Origin of the sequence: Anaerobiospirillum sp. NML120448 (assembly GCF_023050945.1) — a bacterium.
In the GTDB taxonomy this organism is placed as follows: Bacteria; Pseudomonadota; Gammaproteobacteria; order Enterobacterales; family Succinivibrionaceae; genus Anaerobiospirillum.
This window is the reverse complement of record NZ_JALKIM010000009.1, coordinates 1-22,189: the sequence shown is the minus strand read 5'-3', so window position 1 is coordinate 22,189 and position 22,189 is coordinate 1. Positions and strand designations below refer to the sequence as shown.

8 protein-coding genes and 3 tRNA genes are annotated in these 22,189 nt (G+C 39.6%); 3 read left to right on the top strand and 8 right to left on the bottom strand.

The annotated features are described in order from the left end of the window. Positions 1–762 precede the first annotated feature (762 nt). The 3 genes from MXE38_RS02925 (at position 763) to MXE38_RS02915 (ending at position 1,046) form a co-directional block, all read left to right on the top strand. Positions 763–839: transfer RNA gene (locus MXE38_RS02925), tRNA-Pro, on the top strand. Positions 840–866: 27 nt separating this feature from the next. Beyond that, positions 867–943, top strand: a tRNA-Pro gene (locus MXE38_RS02920). Positions 944–969: 26 nt separating this feature from the next. Continuing rightward, a tRNA-Pro gene (locus MXE38_RS02915) sits at positions 970–1,046 on the top strand. A gap of 18 nt (positions 1,047–1,064) precedes the next feature. Here MXE38_RS02915 and MXE38_RS02910 read toward each other — a convergent pair. The 8 genes from MXE38_RS02910 to MXE38_RS02875 form a co-directional block, all read right to left on the bottom strand. Continuing rightward, the gene (locus MXE38_RS02910) at positions 1,065–1,328 is read right to left on the bottom strand and encodes a hypothetical protein (protein ID WP_246911112.1); all 264 of its coding nucleotides are present in this window, start codon (positions 1,326–1,328) and stop codon (positions 1,065–1,067) included. A gap of 213 nt (positions 1,329–1,541) precedes the next feature. After that, positions 1,542–2,072 (bottom strand): bifunctional 3-hydroxydecanoyl-ACP dehydratase/trans-2-decenoyl-ACP isomerase, encoded by a 531-nt coding sequence (gene fabA / locus MXE38_RS02905; protein ID WP_246911110.1) that lies wholly within the window; start codon positions 2,070–2,072, stop codon positions 1,542–1,544. Between the two features lie 354 nt (positions 2,073–2,426). Beyond that, positions 2,427–3,065, bottom strand: a complete 639-nt coding sequence (gene crp, locus MXE38_RS02900; protein ID WP_246911105.1) for a cAMP-activated global transcriptional regulator CRP — start codon at positions 3,063–3,065, stop codon at positions 2,427–2,429. Positions 3,066–4,097: 1,032 nt separating this feature from the next. After that, positions 4,098–12,077, bottom strand: a complete 7,980-nt coding sequence (locus tag MXE38_RS02895; protein WP_246911104.1) for an FtsK/SpoIIIE domain-containing protein — start codon at positions 12,075–12,077, stop codon at positions 4,098–4,100. Then, on the bottom strand, positions 12,046–16,542 hold the full coding sequence (locus MXE38_RS02890) for a hypothetical protein (protein WP_246911102.1): 4,497 nt from the start codon (positions 16,540–16,542) through the stop codon (positions 12,046–12,048). Before MXE38_RS02890 ends, MXE38_RS02895 begins: the two co-directional genes overlap by 32 nt. A gap of 123 nt (positions 16,543–16,665) precedes the next feature. Beyond that, a complete protein-coding gene (locus tag MXE38_RS02885; protein WP_246911099.1) occupies positions 16,666–19,074 on the bottom strand; it encodes a hypothetical protein in 2,409 nt (802 codons plus the stop codon). 242 nt (positions 19,075–19,316) lie between these two features. After that, the gene (locus MXE38_RS02880; RefSeq protein ID WP_246911097.1) at positions 19,317–20,234 is read right to left on the bottom strand and encodes a flagellin; all 918 of its coding nucleotides are present in this window, start codon (positions 20,232–20,234) and stop codon (positions 19,317–19,319) included. Between the two features lie 644 nt (positions 20,235–20,878). Then, positions 20,879–21,724: a transposase family protein gene (locus MXE38_RS02875; RefSeq protein ID WP_246911096.1), complete on the bottom strand. Its 846-nt coding sequence runs from the start codon at positions 21,722–21,724 to the stop codon at positions 20,879–20,881. Between the last annotated feature and the right edge of the window lie 465 nt (positions 21,725–22,189).

Below are 22,189 nucleotides of genomic sequence, written 5' to 3'. Positions count from 1 at the left end.
CTGGTTAATATAGTTAAACATCTATATAAAATGAAATATCCGCCAAATCATAAGATATAACTTACTTAAAAGTGGCTTAAATAAAGGGCTTATAATGTTTTACCTAAAGACTTATTGTACAGGTATTTAGATTATGAAAGTAAAAAAGCAACTTTAAAGCCTTATAACTTAATAAGATTATTTTATTAAGAAATAATGAATATAAGGAAATGTTCACTTATCTGTAGTCAAATTTACCATCACTTACTATCAATTATTTATTTTAAAATTTTAATAGTTTTAAATACTTGTTCGACAACTTGGATACAAGTGTAAGCATACATTTGATCAGGTAAGTCCTTGAGATGTAATCAAAGTAGGTCTAAACAATCATAATTAAGAAAAACCTAATCTCTAATAAGTAATAGGGCAGGGCTACATTCAAATAAGCAAATAGGGGCTTTGGCATCTAAAGGGTTGATTGCCATTGTTGTCTTTCTTTTTTACTTTTGAACAAGCCCTTCTAATACCTGTTAAAGTTCACCGCTCTTTTACGGCGGTAGATCAATATTTTTCTATTTTGAACAAAGGCGTGGGATGTATTGATAGAGGCTTACTAGGGAGTAATTATTGTGGTGCATGGCAAAATTAACTTTGCTCAAGTTTAAATAAGGCTTATTTATCCATTTTTTACGGCTAACCTAGTAAGTGAGCCAAGAATTATTAAATTTTGCTTAATTTTTTGTTGACAGTAGATTGACGAATCCATATAATGAGCACGCTCGGTGATTAGCGCAGTCCGGTAGCGCAACTGGTTTGGGACCAGTGGGTCGCAGGTTCGAATCCTGCATCACCGACCAAGCAAAATTTAGCATCATAAAATGAGACGGTGATTAGCGCAGTCCGGTAGCGCAACTGGTTTGGGACCAGTGGGTCGCAGGTTCGAATCCTGCATCACCGACCAGCTAAATTTAGCATCATAAAATGGGACGGTGATTAGCGCAGTCCGGTAGCGCAACTGGTTTGGGACCAGTGGGTCGCAGGTTCGAATCCTGCATCACCGACCAATTTAGCAAGAGAGCACCTTATGGTGCTTTTTTTGTTTCTGCCCTTGTCAATCCTGTGCTCCACAGCCTCAAACACTCAAGTTGAGCTGCCTGTTCCTTTTTTCTCTCTCTCTCTATTTCTTTTACACCTTTTTCCTTTTCATAATGACAGTGTTCTTTTGATGGCTTTGCAATCATTGCCTTCACGCACTTAAGATGTGTTGTTGTACCTGTTGCTAGTTGATTATTGTTAAAGGCAAAAAAGGTCTTTGCCAGCACCAGCACCAGCACCAGCGCCTGCATCGGTACTTGTAGCAACGTCTGCGTCTGTACTTGTACCTATTGCGTTAGACTCAGCTATATGCAGATCGATATTTAGTTAGCAAGGATTGGATAGCTTATGTGATTAATAATGGTAGTAGGGATTGAGAAAGTGTGCGCTTATAAAGCAATAGCCCTAAGATGTTGTCACCTTAGGGCTATTTTGCTAAAGCTTATTGAGCGTAAAGCTCTCGATTACTCCTTTGGAGGAGGAATTAAGCCTACTTGTAAATCTTCAGCAGTGTAGATGTGCTTGCCATCAACATAAACTTGACCATCAGCTACGCCCATAATTAATTGGCCGCGCTCAATGATGCGCTTGATGTCAATTACATAAGTTACCTTTTTGCAATCAGGTAAAACTTCACCCTTAAACTTAACAGTCTTAACGCCTAAAGCACGACCCTTACCTGGGCCGCCACGCCAGCCTAAGAAGAAGCCTACTAATTGCCACATAGCATCTAAGCCTAAGCAACCAGGCATAACTGGATCGCCAGGGAAGTGGCAGTCAAAGAACCAAAGATCTGGAGTAACATCTAACTCAGCAGTGATTTGGCCTAAACCATGCTCACCATTATCAGCACGAATAGAGGTAATGCGATCAAACATTAACATGTTTGGGGCTGGTAACTGGCTATTGCCCTTACCGAATAACTCGCCACGTGAGCAAGCTAAGAGCTCTTCTTTGGTAAATGAATGAACGCCACGTTCAAGCAGTGATGCCATTTATAACTCCTGTTGGTTTAACGTTGAACTTGCTAAAAGTGAGTTTTCCTAATGCAAGCTACGTTTAACAAGAAAAAAACCATAACTTCACGCAACCTAAGATAAGGGGGCCTAAATTTATAGGCTAATACCAGTACCCAAATCTCAGGCACTAGCTAGGATCACGCAAAAAATCTCTATTAGTATAGCACAAGCGTGCAATTATCATGTGAGCTTAAAGCCTCTTGTATGATAAATAGCTACGCATATGGGATGATTATCGTATTTTGCCTTAAATATTTTTTTTAAAGGAAGGGAGTAAAGGTAGGAATAGGCAAGAAAAAAGCCTAACACTTAGTGCTAGGCTGTTTTAGATTATCTGGTTCCGTAGACTACGATAGTCTTACCGTGGGCGTGGATGAGGTGATTTTCTTCCATCATCTTTAAGATACGACCAACAGTTTCACGTGAGCAACCAACAATTTGACCAATTTCTTGACGAGTGATCTTAATTTGCATACCGTCTGGGTGGGTCATAGCTTCTGGCTGGTGAGCTAAGTTTAATAAAGTCTTAGCAATACGACCAGTAACATCTAAGAAAGCTAAGTTACCTACCTTCTTGGAGGTATCAGCTAAGCGAGTAGCCATTTGAGAGGCTAAACGCATTAAGATTTCTGGGTTTACTTGAACTAATTGCTTAAACTTATTGTAAGAAACCTCAGCTACTTCACAAGTAGTCTTTGCCTTAACCCATGCAGTACGAGTTGGGTTTTCTTCAGAAGACTCATTGAATAGACCAAGCTCACCAATAAAATCACCTTGATTTAAATAGGTAAGAATCATCTCATGGCCATCATGATCTTTAATTACAACCACTACTGTACCCTTAACAATATAGTAAAGAGTCTCAGCCTTTTCGCCAGCATGAATAATAGTGGATTTCTGTGCATACTTGTGAATGTGACACTGACTTACAAACCAACTTATGGTGCTATCAGCAGGTGGCTTAACCATATTAAAAACCTTAGATGATAAAAAGACGATCATGCTTTAAACATGATTGATTTATGTCTGCTCTAATTTACACATTACTGTTTGAATTGAATACTAGATTCTAATTAGTTACAAACAACCAATGTACATACATGGAGTGACATACTCCTGAAGATAGGCGTATTCAGATCCTCGTTGGCCCCTTATTTGGCAACTCAACCAAAGAGTTAGTCACTTAATTATCAAGATATCATTAATTTAGCAAATTAACACGTATCTTTGCTAAAAAAGCTTAAGAAAATCTAAAGAATCTAAAATCTAAGGGCTGATTTAGGATCCAAAAAGCACACAATAGCAAAAACTGCTACTTTTAGCTTGAATTATCATCATCTTCAATAAGCAATAATACACCTTTTTAGCCTCTAAATATAGCTAATATGATTAAGTTAGTGAGCTAAGTCTATGTGTGCGTGCCCAGAGTGCAAAAAACTTAATTATAGATGCCATTTGTGCTTATAGTGCGCAAATTGCGTTTTTGGCACAAAAATGAGCAAAAGTTCTAATTAAGAAAATCAAAAAATTTTATTAGCTTTTTTAAACTAGATATAGGTGCGCTTTAAACTGACATAGGTTAGACATTCAAATATTTACGTTCAACTAACAGTTTTGCTGTATGTTTAGGGGCATTTATACGAATTTATTACCTACCCAACGCAAAAATCTAAGCAAATTTTGATAAATAACCAACTGTCTTCCTATGTCTGTTCCAAGGCCAAAAAAGCCTGTTCTATCCTGGCTAGGCCAGGGCTGGTTCTACCATTGCAGCTGACTAAAGCTAAAAGCTCATGGCCTTGGCCTTGGGCAAAGCTGGGCTTGCTCTAATGGCTAGGGATAGCGATAGAGCTGAGGTAAAAGTCATGCTCGGCCTTTATTTATCAATGCATTGGCTTGGTAAGGCTAAGAGGAGCTCTTTGTGCAAGAGGGGATAGCTTGGCCTTAATAAAACACAAGGCTAGTGCCTGTGCACTAGCCTTGTGGGTAAATAGCTGTTTGCTATTCTTTAATATGCGCTTGATAATCACGGTTAATGGCGCTAATTAAGCTATCGACAAGAGTTGGGCTAATGTAGCCTGATTGGGCATATTGCACTGTGGACAACTTACAAATCATATGACCTTTGCCATTGAGCTTGGAAGCATCCAACTGACTATCATCCAAAATGATTTTTGAGTTAGTCTTATCTGTAGTCTTGAGGGCAATACGATTACCTAATTGAGCCTTAACATTAGAGTCCATAAGCTTGCTATCAGGTCTTTGGGTAGCAAAAATTACATTAATGCCACTAAAGCGTCCTTTTTGAGCTAAGCGTTGTAAGCAACTAATGGCATTTTCCTTAAATTGCTTATCCAAGAACCAGTCTGCAAACTCATCCATGATAAAGATAATGTGTTTCATGCGCTCTTTGCCATAAGAACAGCATTGCTGGTTGTAGCCATCAATATCTCTAATATGAACATAGGACTTAGGATTAGTAGCATGGATTAATGCCGTAAGCTCAGTAAACAGATCGGAGCGATGCTCCATAATGTCAACCAGCTCATTGAGCTTTGCAATGGCATCATCTTTTTCAATGATAATGCCCTTATTAGCTAAATGAGGTAGATCGGCAAATGGGCCAAACTCCACACCACGCTTAGGATCAACCAAGATCAGCTCTAGCTCCTCTGGCCAGTTGGTAAGAGCCATATCCAAGATCATGCAATTGAGCAGTACAGATTTACCAGAGCCAGTAGTACCTGCTACTAAGGTATGAGGGTTTTCCTCTCTATAGTCTAAATATACTATTTCTCCTGTTTCCTCACCTAAGCCCAAAATAAGCTTGGTATTGTAGCCACGAAGTTTTTTACCATCGACCTGATAGTAATCGTAGTTAAACTGTCTCTTAGCTAATAGGGCGAGGAATGGAATAGAAATACGATCTTCATTCATAACATAAAGATCAATTTGTCGTGCTTTTGGCTTAACGTCGTAAATATTCACGCCGTAGGTAGTTAAGAGCTTACCCCTAACTTTGTTAATCATTTCTGTTTCGAAGCGATCATTGCCCTCAAAACTAAAAATCACGCCATTAGCAGTAACCTTGGTACTCTTAAGTACAGGCTTTAAGCCCAGCTTAGTTAGACCAGTTAATAAAGCTTGCTCTGATTCTTGGACAAAGCTCAAGGTCTTAGGCTGGTTAAAGTTAATCGCCTCGGCATTATCTGCTACCAGACTATGCATGTTAGGATGCTCAAGCCAAAAACCACTAAGTTCTGGATTATCACTCTTATCAGCTTCCATTACTTCGTAAGTTTCTTCTTTAGCACTATCAGCTAACAACTTATCTTCTCCTAAAGACTGACTATGGTCTAGTGATGGCATAGCGCTATAGCTATTGCTATTAATGGTTGCTTTTACCTCATCATCAAGCAACATATCCTTAGTAAAAGGATTATCAAGGCCATCATCGAGGGTCATTAAATCAGTTAAAGCCGAGCCATCAATATCAACCTCCATGCTAGGTTCGCTACCATGGTCTTGACTGTTAAGTGGTAGCTCAGTGCTGAGAGCGCCAGCCCCATCATCGACAAAACATACTGTTGATGGCTTAGTCGAACTTACAAAATACTGACTCTCTTTAGTGTCAGAATCATCAAGCTTATTACTCTTGGTTAATTTCCTGGTGGTAAAGCTAGCACTAGCGTGTTTGTCCTCAGGTACTTCCTGTTTTGCGTTATCGTCAGCCTTGGCTCCAGCTTCTTTAGCTTTCTTAGTTGCAGCAGTGGCTGTAGCCTCAGAGGTTACAGCAACCTCAGGCACTACAGGAACCTCGTCAGCTACAGCGACCTCAGGAGCTACAGCGGCCAAGGGTGCGGGCGCAGTTTTAGCAGCTTTTGATGCTTTAGCGGCAGTAGCTGTCTCTAGCTCACCATTGGTAGTTTCAGTCATAAGTTCTTGGCTTGATGAGCCTATATCATTGTTAGCCTCAGTCTCGAAACTAGTGCTCATAATAGGTGCTTCAATGTTGGCAGAGTTAGCGCTAGCGTCAGTACCTGAGCTAGTGTTGCTGCCTGATTGTAAGCCAGAGCTTAAGCTTGAACCTGAATCTGGGCCTGAGTCTGACTTAGGCTCTGAACTTGAGTCTGAGTCAGAACCTGAGCCCGAGCCCGAGTCTGGGCTTGGGCTTGGGCTTGGGGTTAAGGTATCGAGAGTTTGCAAATATGAGGTGATAAAGTGCTCATGATCGTGCTCGATTAAATAGTTAAGAGCATTGTCAGGGCTATCATTGAGGTACATCCTCATAATATTAAAGAGAGCTTGTTGATAGATCTTTACTTGCATTACAGGATATCTGTCTTTGCTGTGTGCTAAGTAAGAACTTACCAACTCATAATTAATACCAGGGCCTAAAACTCGGCCTTTTTTAGAGCTTTGGGTCTTGTTATAGGTAATATCCTCATTGCTGTGAGCATAAACCAGGGAAACGCCCTTGATAACAATATCAATATGACCATTTCTTAAGAGCTCTTGTATTCTGACAAAGTCAGTAGAGGAGGTCTTTAATAATGGGCCTGTATTGTTATTGTTAGAGGACTCTAAATGGTGGGCAAAATTAGCATTGGTCAATAACATATCGGCAATGCGGCTTAACCACAACTTACGCTCATCACTAATAGCATTATCACTTGGGAATAAAGTGTTGTAGAAGTTTTGAGTAGAAGCCTGGGTTTGGCTTAAAGATTTTGAAGCAGCCTTGTCATTTGGCTTTTCAAAAAACTTTGATTCTATAACCACTATGGTAAGCACATAGCGACGTGGTAAGTTATTGACTTGTGATACATTCGCCTCTGCGCTCTGGTCTTGGGTCTGTGTGGTGCGCTCATACAGTTGTAGGCCTAAAATATCGGCACGTAATTGGTTCTTCTTACCAAAAAGAGCACAGTAGTCATCTAAAGACACATAAGTAGGGGTCTTTAAGAGTCCTTTACCATTAAAGTTTTGAGCAAGAGAGGAGAAAATGTAGTTACCTAAGTACTTAGACAGTACTAGACCCATCATTTCATAAACATGAATGCGTTTGGTTTCAGCTCTTAATAAGATCGAGCCTGAAATGGCAATAGCATCCTGTCTTACCTTGTTACAGGCATGTTGGTAGTCATTAGTAACTTTTAAGAGCTTTAATAATTCCTCTAGGTGATGGCTGCTTTGATGCTCAAGACTGTGGGAAGCTACCATAAAGTTAAGCGCAAAATTGCGTAACTTATGATAGTAAACTACATCAATATTATTTTGTGTAAGCACCAAGCGACACATGAGATCATCAAAGTAAATTACTACATCAGATCTATTGTGTACTTGTTTAATAATAGAGCTAATGGCCTGTTTTTGGCCATTATCTTTGTCGCTTAAAGCCAGCTCAAATAAAGGCACTCCAACTAAAGGCACAGCAGATTCAAGATCGTTGCTCAAAGATTGAGTGTTAGAGTTATTTGATAACTTATCTTTTAGCAATGCTGTTAAGTTTGGATTAGCCTTGTTAAAGAGCTCTAAATCCTGTTTTACCAAGTAGTATAAAGAGTGCTGCATTTGCGCACGGCTAACCGTCATAACAGGACATACTAAATACTTACCTAAATTATTGGCAAAGGAACTAGAGCCCAAATTATTAATATCAGCACTTAAAAGTTCTTGATAATTAGAGCAATTGATTAAGGATGGCTGATACTCACCATCATTAAGCACAATAGGCACATTGACATTGCGAGTAGTGAACCTACAGGTAGCATTGGCATCAAAAACATGGAACATTAAAGTAATATCAGCAATACGGCTTAGCTCTTGTAAGTCCATTTCGCTGCCAAGAGTGCTATCTTGAGCCTCATCTTCTTGATTAAAACTCAATTTTTCTTGGTTTAAGTAGTTACTAAAATGGCTATCTAAATTAGCAGACCAGCGATTGTCAGTAGTAAGAACACTTACGACAATACGCTGAATAAAGGAGCCATCAATATTGCCTTTGCTTCTTTGAGCTTTTTCTTGTTCAAAGATTTGATAAATGAGCTTAGACTCTTGTAAGGTGCAATTTACAATTAAGAGATTGAATTTCACCTTACTTAAGGCTCGGTTTTGCTCTAAGTAGCGATAAATAGCAACAATTAAATCAATGACACCACAGAAGTAAATCATAATGGTGCACTGTTCCATTAAATATGGACGGCTCTTTAAGTAATGCTCAATATAGTCGCCTACTTCATTTAAATAGTCTTGCTGATACTGGCCAATCACATTGTTATAGCCTGCATTAGACTTAAGGTTCTTATTAGCAAGAGCTACGCTAGAGGCAAAGTCTTGAGGCAAGAGGGCACTATAACGCTCTTGATAGGCATTAGCATTTTGGTAAAGCGTATAGCCTAAATAGTTTTGATAGCTAATTAGAGAATCAAAGCGATTAGTTGAGTGGTTAAAGCGAATCAAGTGCTCGCTATTGTCGCTATAGCTAATTTCATTAGCAAGATGCTCAAGATAGAGATTTTGATTATTAAGCTTAGTTCTGCCCTCAAGAATGCCTTGCATAAGCTTTAATAAGCGCTCATTTTTAACTACTAGGAAATGCAAGCCTTCAACACAAAATGGTGTTGCTAAAGCTGTAAGGTAATTACTTGGTACATTAGTATCAGGATCAACGACAGTATCACGTGGTAATAACTTATAAAGGTCATTAGAAAGACTAGTACTCTCATAAGCCATACCAATCATTACTAATAACTCTAAGAGGTTCTTAGCATAATTACGAGTAAATGGGCTAGTACCAAGCGGAGCGCTCATCAGCTTATTTTGTAAGAGGCTATAGTTAGTCACTAAAGCGCTAGTTTTTTGTGAGCTTAAAGAACAATCTAAGAGATTATACAGACAAGACAAATAATCATGTTTAAACTGCTTTAACTCACATGTTACTGTCTCTAGCTCTTTGTGACACTCTTGAACTTCTTTAATGTAAGCTTGATATTGGGATAAAGGCTCACTTTGCTCGAATTTATTCAGAGCAGCAGTCAGATCATTTTGTGCCTTAGTAATTACTAAAGATAACAGCTTGGTGATGTTATTGGTATTAGCAGTTTTTATTGCAAAAACGGCGTGATCACGACCCTGATGGTTAAAACTAAAGCTTGAGGACTTAAAGACATCAAGCTTAGTAATAGCGCTGCTTTGCAACTCTAATGCTCTATCATAAGTGGCACATTGGAAACAATCACTCTTACCAATGAAGCTGGCATCCTTAAAAATATTAAAAGCAAATTGCTCGCAGGATAGAGCCCAGTATAGCTGTAGGCTTTCACCTTGAGTGCCATCTTGATAGTAAGGAGTTAGGCTAAACTTCAAAGTAGTAGCTGCTTTGGAAATGGATGCTGTATTCTTAAATTTATGAACCTTATAAAAAGCATTAAAGTTAAGCAGAGGGTTAATCTCATCTGCTTGCTTTAGGTAGCTTTGTGAGGCAAAAGTTATCTCAAATAAGCCATTAGAGCTGGCAATCAACTCTTTAAGGGAATAACCAAAGTAGATAGAGAAGCTACGTAGAACATTAATGTTAACTTTAGTGAAGTCATTAAAGTTCAATGGTAAATCCAAAATCACCTTACTTAGTTTTTGTTTACTCTCAACATTTTTCATAATGTAGAGTAGGGCCTGAGCTAATGACAGTAAGAAGTTCTCGCTCTCATAACGCTCTTGGGCAAATAGGATCTTTTCCCAGGCCTTATTAAGTGAAGGTGAGGTTTGAATAACAAATTGGCGATTAGTGTAAAAGCCTATTAAAGCGGTGAGATCCTGTAGGGTGCGCATGCGATTAGGCTTATCGCACAATGGCAAGATTTCGTTTTCCTCTTCGCTAAGCGGCTCAACACCATTTTTCTGCTCTTGTTCAATATGCTCACGGGTAAGCTCACTTAAAAGTTTGTTTTCATTTTTACTATCGCTAACGGCAATAAAGAGCTTTTGCAGTTTATTTTGCCATTCAATAAAGCATAAAGAATTGTAAGCACGGTCAAAGCGCTCTTGGTCAGAGTCACGGTATGGAGCTATTGACAAGAAATTGCGAATATTACAAATTTCGTAGGTATTAAGCTCTACTAAAGGAGCAATAGTCTTATTGTCCTTAACGGTACTATCGCCCATTGGCCATAAGGAATCGTCTTTGCCAGGCCAGGTAAAGTTTTGGTAGAGGTTATTTAACAATGATTTAGTGGTAAGCTCATCACCATTAAGATCAAAGCCATTACGATAACAAAGGCTATAAGCAGCCTTGTTATTTAAGATATTGCTATAGCGCTTTTCTGTAGCACTCTTGGCACTAGGGCTCTTAAATAAATTATCCTCACGAGGCAGACTTAAAATAGGCATAGCCATGCCCAAAGCCTGAGGCATATCCTCTACTTCATTGTAGTAAATCCAGCATAAGGCTACATATGAGGCTAAATCAAAGAGACTAAAGGAAAAATCACCATTAGTGTGTAATAGTCCTAAGGTAATTTTCAAAGGATCTTTAGGGGAATTACAGCTATAGCGCTTAAGTCCATAATTTTCGTAATTGCGTTCAAAGAAGTTATCGATGTTCTCAATCATAATAGCAATGAGATCATCATTTTTAATGCTAGGAACGCCCTCCATAGAAGACTGAATGTCATCGGAGTTTACGCCACTTAAGACAATTTGGCCTGTATCATTGTTATGGTCACGCCAGTGAATAGCACGATTGATTCTATCTACATAGAAATTACTATTAGCGCTGTTAAGGTCTTTAATAGTATGGCGAGGGATAGCTAAATGTACAGTATCGAAGACATCGTAGCTCTCTTCACCAACTGAATTTATCCAATTAATAAAAGTTTGGACACGTTTAAAGTCACGACCTAGGCCTTTATCCTTTGCGGTTCTAAAAGGAGAAGGTACCACGAGACCTTGCTTATCAACCGAGGACTCACTTTCACCCAAATCAAGAAGCATCTTTTTTAAATTGTTTTTTTGATGCAGGTAGATATGAGTACAAATATGGTCAATATAGCTAGGATCTAAGTGGTCAAAAATCACTAAGCCAATGCCTTTAGTGCCATTATTACTTTGCTGGAGGTACTCCTCTCTAGAGGTACATAAGTGAGCACGAATAGCCTCCATACCAGAAAAGCCAATTAAGTTATAAGCCATTTGCTTGACCTTGCTGGTCAAAGGCCTAAGTTCCTTTTTGATATATTGGTTGGCAATAATAGTCTCATCTGGGCTATTAGTAAGCACAGCTTTATACTCGCTACTAATATAGCTCTGTGGTGCACGCTTTTTCTCTACTACAGCGTCGTTGTGTACATCAGAGGCACCCTGTTGGCTACCATGTGTGTCCTGTGGGGCTGATTTGTGTGCATCAAGGTTATTAGCTTCACTGTGCTCTTGCTTATTTGGTTGTGAATTATCTACTTTATTGTCTTGCTTTTGAGGTACGAAATAGACCAAGGCAGGGGCAATTTCAGGACTAACACTACTGATAGTACCCTTACGCACACCCTCTAAAATGCTATCAATGTCAACATCAAGTGCCTCTGGAATAGGAGCTGGTACTGGCGCTGTAACTGAACCTAAAGCGCCAGCTTGAGATGCTAAAGCTTTAGCATCCACAGCAGCCTCTTGGCCATCAGGGATCTCTTTAAGATCTGAGTTTGATTCAGACAATAGCTCCTCCTGAGACTCGTGTAATATACGAGACTCATAGGGCTCAAATGGAGCGTAAGGCTCAAACTCTTTAATCTTAACAGGCAAGCCACCATCGCTATAATGGCCAGCAGCTAGGTTATAGAGCAAAGGATTTTGCTCATTACGCCCAGCACGCACTACAGCAGCACACAAGCCCATTGCCTGAGAAGGTGGCTTGGAGTAGCGAATTTGAGGGCTGAATAGTGCTCGTGGAGCATTAACTTTAGCTATGAATGGAAAAAGGGTTTGTGACATATTCGCAAGAGTCTGACAAGTTGATTAAAAGGTCCATACGTTTGAGCTGAGCAATAAGCTCATTGAGATTCTTTTTAAACTCCTTTTCCTCAATGTGATTGCTGCGGCCTTGAGTATTCGATGAATAATAGTAATGAGCCTGTTGTGGGCCGATAACGATATGATAGCGGTCATATAACTTTTGTAAAAACTCGCTAAGCATAATCATAGACTTATTTTTATCGACACAACATAGTACTAAAGTACGTAACAGCTCGTCGCTAAAAGAGTAGTACTGATGAGCTTTTTGTGTACCACTAATTAAGCCAATTTCAATAGCTAAATCACGATGTGGTGATTTGTTATTCCCAGTATGAGACATGAGAGCGTTACTAATAGTGTTTAGAACATTTTTGTAACTTGGATATGGTTGGCTCTCTTGTACCCTATTTAAAGGATTATGTGCCTTTTTATGGCTTGAGGCTAGCTCTTTTGAGCTAATGTTATCTTGAACATAAATAGAGCCCTTGCCATTTAAATCAATGGTAATAGCTTTATGAGTAACAAAGTTAAAGGCTACTCGAGTTAAGTTACATACTAAGTCCTGCTCTTTAGGGTCAAGTTTGAGATCTTCTTTAAAGTAAGAGACACAACAACGTATGAGCAAATAAAGGCGTTGGGTAATAAAATTATTTAAGGCTATTGAGTGTAATTTGTCATTAGCCTGCAAACGATCTAAAGAGAGCTTGGCTACTCTTGGACTAGCCTTATTACCCAAAGACAGTACTAAATCAATATTAGGTACATTCTTAGAGTTATTGATTGAGGCTAAACGCTGCTCTTGCTCTAAGAAATAAATCAAAATATTGAGCATGCCCATGACACTTAGGGATTTGAGCAATTGCTGTTTAGTCAGGTTAAGACTTAGTAATTGACGGAAATCTTCCTCTAGTTGATCAAAGCAGCGATGCTCTTTATAAGGTACAAATTCGCACTCTTGTAATAAATTTTGGCTAGCCTGCTTAAAGACATTAGAGCAAGAGCTCCAGGACTGGTCAGTACTATTGCTGTCTTCTGGTAATTGACTACGCAAGTGAGCAATGATTTCATCCTCTCCTGAGCTAAAGCTATCACCCAAGAGCTGAGCAAAAACATTAAAGCCCTCATGTTGTTCAAAGAAGCAATCGCACAACATTAATAAGGCATTTTGCTGATCTGGGGTGCTCTTTGGATGTGCCCTCATAAGCATAGTAAAGAGCAATTGTCCAAAGTTTGTACAATGGTTGCTTGCTCCTTTAGCTAGCATATCAGTAGTGTCGTAGTATAAAGACTCAGCACCAAATGGAAATAAGAAATGCTCTGTCCAAGCCTTGGCTTTATTAGGCACAATGGCCCAGGATCTTAATAAAGTAATAGCTTTGGTAAAGTTATCAAAATTATGGAAAGCACGCTTTAATAAATGGTAGTGATTAGTATCTAACTTAAAGTTAGCATCACTCTTTTGATTAAATTCATTAAAGTCACGCTGCCAGCTGAGCCACTTTTCGTCATCAGTTCCTTGGCTGGTATTGATGCGCTCAACCATAGGGTTATTAAAGACAATACGTCTTAAGGTTAAAGCTTGGCGCTTAATAAAGCTGTACTTAACCTCAGAGGAATTGGAAACGTGTCGGTGCTCTAAAACATTCTGATTTTGGCTTAATAACACCAATAACAGCTCTAATAAACTGACTTGCTTATCAACACCAGTATCAGCAAGGTTAAGCCCACTACCAAAGAGGTTTTGCTCTAAACAAAAGACTTCATGGTCTTTAAGCGTATATTCATAGCGCTCACCTAAAATTTCGCTTTCAGCCTGAAAGACATGCTCAATCAAATCAACAGTACGCTCTTTAATCGAGGCACTGCTAGAGCCAAACAGACGCACAAACTCACTATAATTTCTAGCATAGGCATTACCGCCCTTTTTCCCCTTTGCCTTGCGCTTCACCTCAGATGCAATCTGCTCCTCAGCACCCGCACCAGCACCAGTGCTAGCGCCCGCACCAGCCTCAACCTCAGCACCAGCGCTTGCGCTATTTCCTAAGCTGCTCTTAGTAGACTTAACCTTAGTGCGACTTTCCTTATCGCCCTTAAGCACGTCCTTACTATTCTCTTGAACAGCTGCTCCTTCGGTTTCTTGTTCTCTATTAGCGCTGCTAGAGCTTGCTATATCCTCAGGTAGGCTTGCAGTTGAAGTGTTATCAGCTACAGTATCAGCGATAGTCTCAATAACAGGGTCAGTTACTGTTACAGCCTCCAAGGCAGTCTCAGTTTCTTTTTGCTCTTTGTTAGCAGTGCTAGAGCTTACCATATCCTCAGGTAAGCTCTCAGTTGAAGTGTTATCAGCTAAAGGCTCAGCGATAGCTTCAATAACTGGGGTAGTTACTGTTACAGACTCCTGGGCGGTCTCAGTTTCTTTTTGCTCTCTGTTAGCAGTGCTAGAGCTTGCCATATCCTCAGGTAGGCTTTCACTTGCGGTGTTATCAGCTAAAGGCTCAGCGATAGCCTCAATAACATGGTCAGTTACTGTTACAGCCTCCTGGGCAGTCTCAGTTTCTTTTTGCTCTCTATTAGCTCTGCTAGAGCTTGCCATGTCCTCAGGTAAGCTTTCACTTGTAGTGTTATCAGCTACTACGGACTCTTGGGCAGTCTCAGTATCTTTTTGCTCTCTATTAGCTCTGCTAGAGCTTGCCATGTCCTCAGGTAAGCTTTCACTTGTAGTGTTATCAGCTACTACGGACTCTTGGGCAGTATCAGTGTCTTTTGGCTCTTTATTAGCAGTGCTAGAGCTTGCCATGTCCTCAGGTAAGCTCTCAGTTGTAGTGTTATCAGCTAAAGGCTCAGCGATAGCCTCAATAACAGGGTCAGTTACTGTTACAGACTCCTGGGCAGTCTCAGTTTCTTTTTGCTCTTTGTTAGCAGTGCTAGAGCTTACCATATCCTCAGGTAAGCTCTCAGTTGAAGTGTTATCAGCTACAGGCTCAGCGATAGCCTCAATAACAGGGTCAGTTACTGTTACAGACTCTTGGGCAGTCTCAGCTTCTTTTTGCTCTCTGTTTGCAGTGCTAGAGCTTACCATATCCTCAGGTAAGCTTTCTCTTGTAGTGTTATCAGCTACAGGCTCAGCGATAGCCTCAATAACAGTGTCAGTTACTGTTACAGCCTCCAGGGCGGTCTCAGTTTCTTTTTGATTGCTGCTTGCGCTGCTAGAGCTTGTCATGTCCTCAGGTAAGCTCTCAGTTGTAGTGTTATCAGCTGATGGCTGCTCTGGCTGCGCACTATTAATTGGGGCCTCAGGTAAAGCGTCATCATTCTGGTGGTCGGAGGTATTAGCGGCTACAGGCTTAACTTTTACAGTTGCGCTGGGAGCGGGCGCTTGAGAGTGCGCTACCTTTTGGGTTGCTGAAATTAGCTCAGAGGTGGCCTTAATGCTAAGAGCTTGGTTGTTATCCAAGGTTACATTAGCTCTCATGGTCGCATTATTAAGTTCTAAAGCATCAAGGTTGTTAGGCTCTTGCATGCTTGAGGCGCTATATAAAACCTTAGCACTAGAGCTAGTATCTTGAGCATTTTGGGCATGAGACAAGTTGTGCTCTTGACCAGAGGTAATATGCAGCTCTTTGTCTTTAGGATTAAGACGAGCTGCTTTAGCCTTAGTAATGCTCTTAGTTTTGCTCTTTACTGTTTCACTATTTAAAGAGCTTGTTTTGGTGTTAGCTTTAGCATCTTTAACCTCAGTGCTAGTGCTGTTGTTTGTCTCGTGAGTGCTGGCACTGTCATTGGCTGGAGTGGCAGCATCAGCGTCAATGTCAGCATCGGCTGGGGATGCTAAGGTAGCATTTAAGGCAGCTAAGTTTGCACTGGTTGTGGCTGTGGCTGTGGCTGTGGTTGTGGTTGGGGTGGCTGTAGTAGAAGATAGGGGATCTTCATTTAGCGGCCAGGCATGAGCACTATCACCATCAGCAATGACAGTGTTGGTATCTTTTAGGTGTTGGCTCTGTGAGTCCACAAAAGAGGCGCTTAACTCTGGGGTGGCTGATATTTGTGGCTGCTTTTTTAAGGCACTTACAGCCAGCGCAGAGGGCGCAGAGCTTTCATCATGATTACGGCTAGTAGCTTTTTTGAGTAAGGACGCAGCACGCTCGATACTTTGCTTATTAGCTGATTCTTGATAGCTAATGGTATTGGCATCAATAGCGCTATCTTGAGCCTTGTGTAGACTCTCCATTTCCTCAAGATTTAAGCTGGTAGTAACCTTGCGCAGAGCAGGGGATGGTGTTGGTGCTTTGGCAGGGGCTTTGAGCGATATTTTGGTCGCTAAAAGGTGAGCCTCAATAGCATCAGCTTGCTCTTGTTCTTGACGCTGCTGCATGGATTTAAGCTTAGCTAAGCCACGCATCAATGCTAAATTGTGGGCAGAATTTTCTTGCTTATTATTTTTCATTAAAAAGTCCTAAACACAAAAATTAGCTATTACGCTCTGCATGACTTAGAGCATTACTATAGCGCCTGAGTAAACCATTAGATCATAAGTCTAATACTGCAATTTTTCCTAATCACCAGATAGCTATTTAATTAGGTCTTGGTCGCTACCATTAAAGAACACAATATTGTTAATTCTTTGGTTAATAGTTCTAACTTGCTCTTGGCCTAGCTTGTTTCTACCTTGGCCTTTGACTATACGATTGCAATACTCTCTATGGCCGATACTCAGGCTCAACTCCAAGTTCTCATCATCAGCATGATTATGATTTGGGGTTAAATAATGGGTACGAGTACGACTTAAGTAGGACAATAAGTTGTCCTTAAAGTTGGCAATAGTTTGCTGACATTCTTGAGAGAATGAAATGCTCATTTTTCCTGATGCCAAAGAGATTAAGTATTCAAAGATTTTAGGCGTTAGCTTCAAATAACAAATAAGCTCTGCATTAGAACCATAATTATTGTAAGAATCAGCCAGTAAGTTAGAGTCACATTGGCGCTTAACTGCTAATTTAGCAATATGGCGTAAATGCGGCTTTTCCTCTGGCAGGTTCAAGTTTTGCAATTGTTCACTAACTTTTTGGATTTCCAAATTTAATTGCAGTAAATCGGCTTGATCGGCTTGATTAGCAATAGCCTCATTTTGCTGCTGGCCTAGTTGATTAAGCTTATTTAATAACTCACGTGATTTTTGGTTTAGAGTGTACTTAGAGTTAGTATTCTTGCCATAAAAAGCTAAACACATAAGACCCTGATAGTCATCAACTAAAGGACTAGGAACAATTTTTAAAACTTGCTCAGACATGCCCTGGGCAAAGTCGCACTTGAGAATAAAGCGGTTTTTGTCGTCCACTACACAGATCATTTGATCATTAAGGGTATTGTTAGTAGTAACAATTAACTCGTCCTCACTGCCAATAATCATAAGATTAGTAAAGGCACGGTTCAGTCCTACAATTAAAGATTGTGCAGTTTTATTACCCAGTAAAGATTTGGCTGAAAGTACGAGCTCTTTAAGTTGTAAATATTCCTGACCATGCTTAAAAGCAGTTAGCAAGAAAGGATTAAAAAGGCCTCCTTGCTCCTGACTATTAATGTTTTGGAAGTGCTTTTCTTGAGGCATGGTAAAAAAGAGCATAGTACGTAAACTCTGTAGCGGAGTTTGCATGCTATCTAACACTGATGAGCTCTTATTCTCAGAAATATCATCATGGGTTAACTCATAAAGGCTATTTTCCAGTTTGCTAATAGTTTGTTCAAAGCCTTTAACTTTTACGTACTGCTCATAGCCTTCTTTAATCACTGAGATCTGACTTTGAGCGCCAAACATAATAAAGCGATCGATTAAACGAGTAGAGTATTGGCCAATTTTGAGTTGGTCTAATTGTTGGAAAATAGGGGCGATATCAGCAACCTTTTTGGAGCTACTGCTAGTGAGGTTAAGACCTAGTAGGTTATCAAAAGGCAGGCTGATAATTTCGTTGAGCTTTTGGGCACCATCTTTAGTGGCATTTAAAACCTTTTGGCAAGTAAAGAAACGACTGGTTACAGGATTGCTCGTATTGCCCAGCAAAGCATTGATAAGTTCAACTAGAATATTGCGCACTGTAAAGTGAGTACCATTGTCAGATAATAAATGATACATAGCTTTAACACGCTCTTTTACTTGTTCCTGTCTTAAGAGAGCTCTATTATTTACTATAGGGCAAAGCTCATAGCGTGAACATTGCTTACAAACGCTCCAGCGCTCATGATCATAAATAGTGTGGTAGATCTCCTCTACTACAGTTTCATCTAGGCATACAGATAAATCAAAGCATCTAATATGTTCATGATTAAAGAAGCTGTGATGAATCATATGATCTTCAAGCTGTTCAATAGCAACGCTTGGCACTACATCACTTTCAAAAAGCTCATTAAGACGCTTAAATCTTTCTAAAATCTTGCCATTATTACCAGCAATCAGCACCATATGAGCAAGCTTTTGCTTATTAATAGCAGTTTCCAGATAAATTTTTAGCTCGTGAAATTCCTTTTTAAGTTTTGGTAGCTTAACTTGTAAAGTGTCACATAAAGAAGGAGCAAGTTTTAGTAACTCAATATCACTATCAATAGTAGAGAGATCTTTAACTACAGTATATTGGATGTCTTGATAGATAAAGTGAGAGATAAGTTCTTTATTAGCAAGTTGCTCTTTCCATGCTTGAGGGCCAACTCCAATTAAGCTCTCATCAAGATACATTTGATGCAGCATGTGGGTCTTGCCATCGCCAGCTTGGCCGCAAATAAGTACGAGCTTGCCCATCTTATGTTTTATAAGATCGGTAAGTTGGTCTTTGTACTCTTGGAGTGCTGGAATAGTAAAGTGAAAAGGCTCAATACCAAGATCAGCAGCGTTATCCGACACATACTCATCAAATTGATTATTACTGCCAGTCCAAGGGCCATAAATCTTTAAGAAGCGAATGAACTTATCATTTGGCTTTTCTGTCACAACTAGCTCCTTATGTCTAACAATCAGGTACTAAACAAAGGAAATAATAAGCTCTATAAAGCCTCTTACCCTTAGTAACAATCAACATCGGAATAAAAACACGAAACTGAATATCTATTTTAACACGCAGCACCACTTATTAAAGCATACCCAGATCAAGCATATTAAATTTATTTATACAAAAAAGCCTTGGATCTCTCCAAGGCTTTGAATTTAGTAGAGGTGTAAATGAACAAAAACTATTAGACCATCTTTAAAAGCTGAGCTGCAAGTTGAGGACGGGTATTAGCTTTCATCATCATTGCCATTACAGACTTCTCAATAATCAGTTGCTGAGTGTAGTTGCTGGCCTCTTCTGCATAATCAGTATCACGTAAACGTGAGCGAGCGTCAGCCTGGTTAACAGCAGAAATAGAGTTAGAGCGTAAGTTTGACTCTAATCGATTTTGCACGGCTCCAAGCTCTCCACGCTGACTATCAATTTGAGAAAGCACAGAATCCATGGTGTCGATTAAGTTAGAGGACTCTTGTTGTGAGCCCATGGCTAAGCCATCTTGATTATAAACCTGGTCAGAGACCATACGGCTTAATTGAGTGGAGTCGACATCAAAAGACATCTGGTCGCCAGCATTAGCACCAACTTGTAAGTCTAAGCGGCCAGAGGAGCGTATATTAGGATTACCTTGTTGAGGAGCTGCTGAGCCAGTCTGGTAAATAGAAGTGCCATTTTGAGCATCGTAGCCATTTAAAATGGTCTTGCCACCATAGGTGGTTTGCTCGGAAATACGAGTAATTTCAGAGGCTAAAGCATCGGCCTCTTGCTTAATAGCATCACGAGCTGCGCTATCTAAAGTACCGTTGGCTGCTTGAACTGAGAGTTCACGCATACGCTGAACCATATCAGTTACTTCGTTCATGCCACCTTCAATGGTTTGAGCTAAGGCTAAACCATCATTGGTATTACGATATGCCTGATTAAGCCCGTTAATCTGAGCTGTCATGCGATTGGAGATTAACAGACCAGCAGCATCGTCTTTGGCTGAATTGATTCTAAGGCCAGAAGCTAAGCGCTTTTGAGTAATCTGAAGTTGATTATTGACCTGATGGGTCTGTTTGACAGCTTTTACGGCTGAAACATTGGTATTAACATATAATGCCATATTTAGAACCTCAAAAATTGGGGCCTGCGCCAAACTAATTTAACTTCCCAAAAAAATTACAAATCAGCGCAATTAACGCCACGAATGAACATAATAATTACATACCTAATTTTACCTGAAAAAGACCATGGTTGAAAGACAATAATTGCGATACATATCTAGTTTCTGCCTATTTTTATCACATGGTTATTCATCAAAATAAAAGCGCTCTGGCCACATTAAGTCGCACCACCTCTTAGTCCAGATTACAACCTATATGGCAGCAGATAGGATGTATGAGGCAATTACCCCTATCAGTAAAGAGCAGCCTCAACAACAGCAAAGAAACAAGGAATTAAGACAACATCTTAACTGCCCAGCAAACTAGCAAATACTGGTCGATGGTAAACCTATGTCCATAGGGAAAAGCTGTAAGCCATAGCAAGCTTATACCAATAAGCAGTTCATAGAGTAAAAGTACTTAGGTAAAAGAAAGGCTAAAGAGCTAAAGGTCTAAAAGGAAGGGATAAGGAATGAGGCTTAACTGACCTTAAGGGGATAAAGGTTTTGAAACTAGAGAGCTAAGAGTAAATTGAGATAAGGGAACAACCTTAGCCTTAAATGGGGAGCAATTAAGGCTAAGAGTAGAGGTAAGAACTTTGTTCTTATTTGTAGCCAGATGCCATAGCCGCTAGATCTGGACAGGCATTGAACTTTTTGTTGTGATTGAGTTTAGGGTCAATTTTCAAAGTAAATCTACTTTGATCAGCCTTTTTCTCAACAGGAGGTTGAGTTTGCAAATTGTAGCTAACACTCTCATTAGGCAAATTATAGTGTTTAGTATAAAAAGAAGCTTTAGCGCAACAGCCTATGTTTTTGAACTTGCGTACAGTTTCAATCACATTATTACAATTTAAGAGCAACTCTTTTTCAGACTCAGGTAGTTCATATATCCTAAAGTTGCTGGCAAATAAATTTACTACAAAAGGAGGCTTAATAGGGCTGCCGCCGTCTTCAGGGCTTAAAGTACGCTCTTTTTGCATAATGTTGTACTCATAAAGTACCTCTTTGTAGTAAGGCACTAAATCATTAGGCATTTGAGAGCTAACGTGTAAGTCACTTAAAGTCTCAAACAATAAGTGTAGTGCAAAGCTCTCCATAAAGAGCTCAATGTGTTCAAAAACGAGGCTTTCTAAAGTGCGCTTGATAGTGTCATGGGAGACAGGAATATCAGGCATGCCAGGGATAGCTCTTTTTAATAAGTATTGGTTCTCAGACCAAAATTTGCCAATTGCACAAGCAGATCTCTTACCACAAATACATGAAAGCACTAAAGTAAAAATCAAGCTTTGGCAGGAAAATTTGATTTTACCAGCTTGACGGTGATCTTTAATGATGAGGTAAGGAATGAATTTATTAACAACTTCTCTAAGTACGGTGGCACTAATTTCAATTTGGTGCTTACCTCTACTTTTAGCATGGTTAACTTCCATGGTATTTGTATTTTTCAAATAACTTTCCATAATTCCTGACCAAATATCAGGGCTAGACGTGTTAATTAAATGATTTAACTACCAGACCCAAAAAGGTATTGAACGAGAAGACAATATTTTTGATAGCCAATTAAGAAGCATACTAAAGTTTGTTTGGAACTCTTAAGCTAGCTAAGCAACACTTCAAATAGGGGGCAATATCAAAGCATTATCTTTAATTTAATGTCATTTACTAAAGTGCAATGAAATTATAAATAATGGGGACGAACTTTTGCAACTGAACTTTAAAAATTTTTTTAAAACCTAGTAAAAAAGCAGCTTGAGCGCAATCTTTCGGCCTCCTGTGAAATAAATATCCACCTGTACGGACGACGAATTCACTTTTCAAGCCGTAATTAACAAAAAAAGTGTGTTTTGTCAAGCCATTGTAGATATAGCGTAGAGAGCTATGACTATGCTGCCATTAGATCTACTTCATTGCAG

Bases quoted from the DNA above. Each gene is read 5' to 3' on its own strand.
- MXE38_RS02910 (WP_246911112.1), bottom strand. From the start codon at position 1,328: ATGCAGGCGCTGGTGCTGGTGCTGGTGCTGGCAAAGACCTTTTTTGCC.
- fabA (WP_246911110.1), bottom strand. From the start codon at position 2,072: ATGGCATCACTGCTTGAACGTGGCGTTCATTCATTTACCAAAGAAGAG.
- crp (WP_246911105.1), bottom strand. From the start codon at position 3,065: ATGGTTAAGCCACCTGCTGATAGCACCATAAGTTGGTTTGTAAGTCAG.
- MXE38_RS02895 (WP_246911104.1), bottom strand. From the start codon at position 12,077: ATGTCACAAACCCTTTTTCCATTCATAGCTAAAGTTAATGCTCCACGA.
- MXE38_RS02890 (WP_246911102.1), bottom strand. From the start codon at position 16,542: ATGAAAAATAATAAGCAAGAAAATTCTGCCCACAATTTAGCATTGATG.
- MXE38_RS02880 (WP_246911097.1), bottom strand. From the start codon at position 20,234: ATGGCATTATATGTTAATACCAATGTTTCAGCCGTAAAAGCTGTCAAA.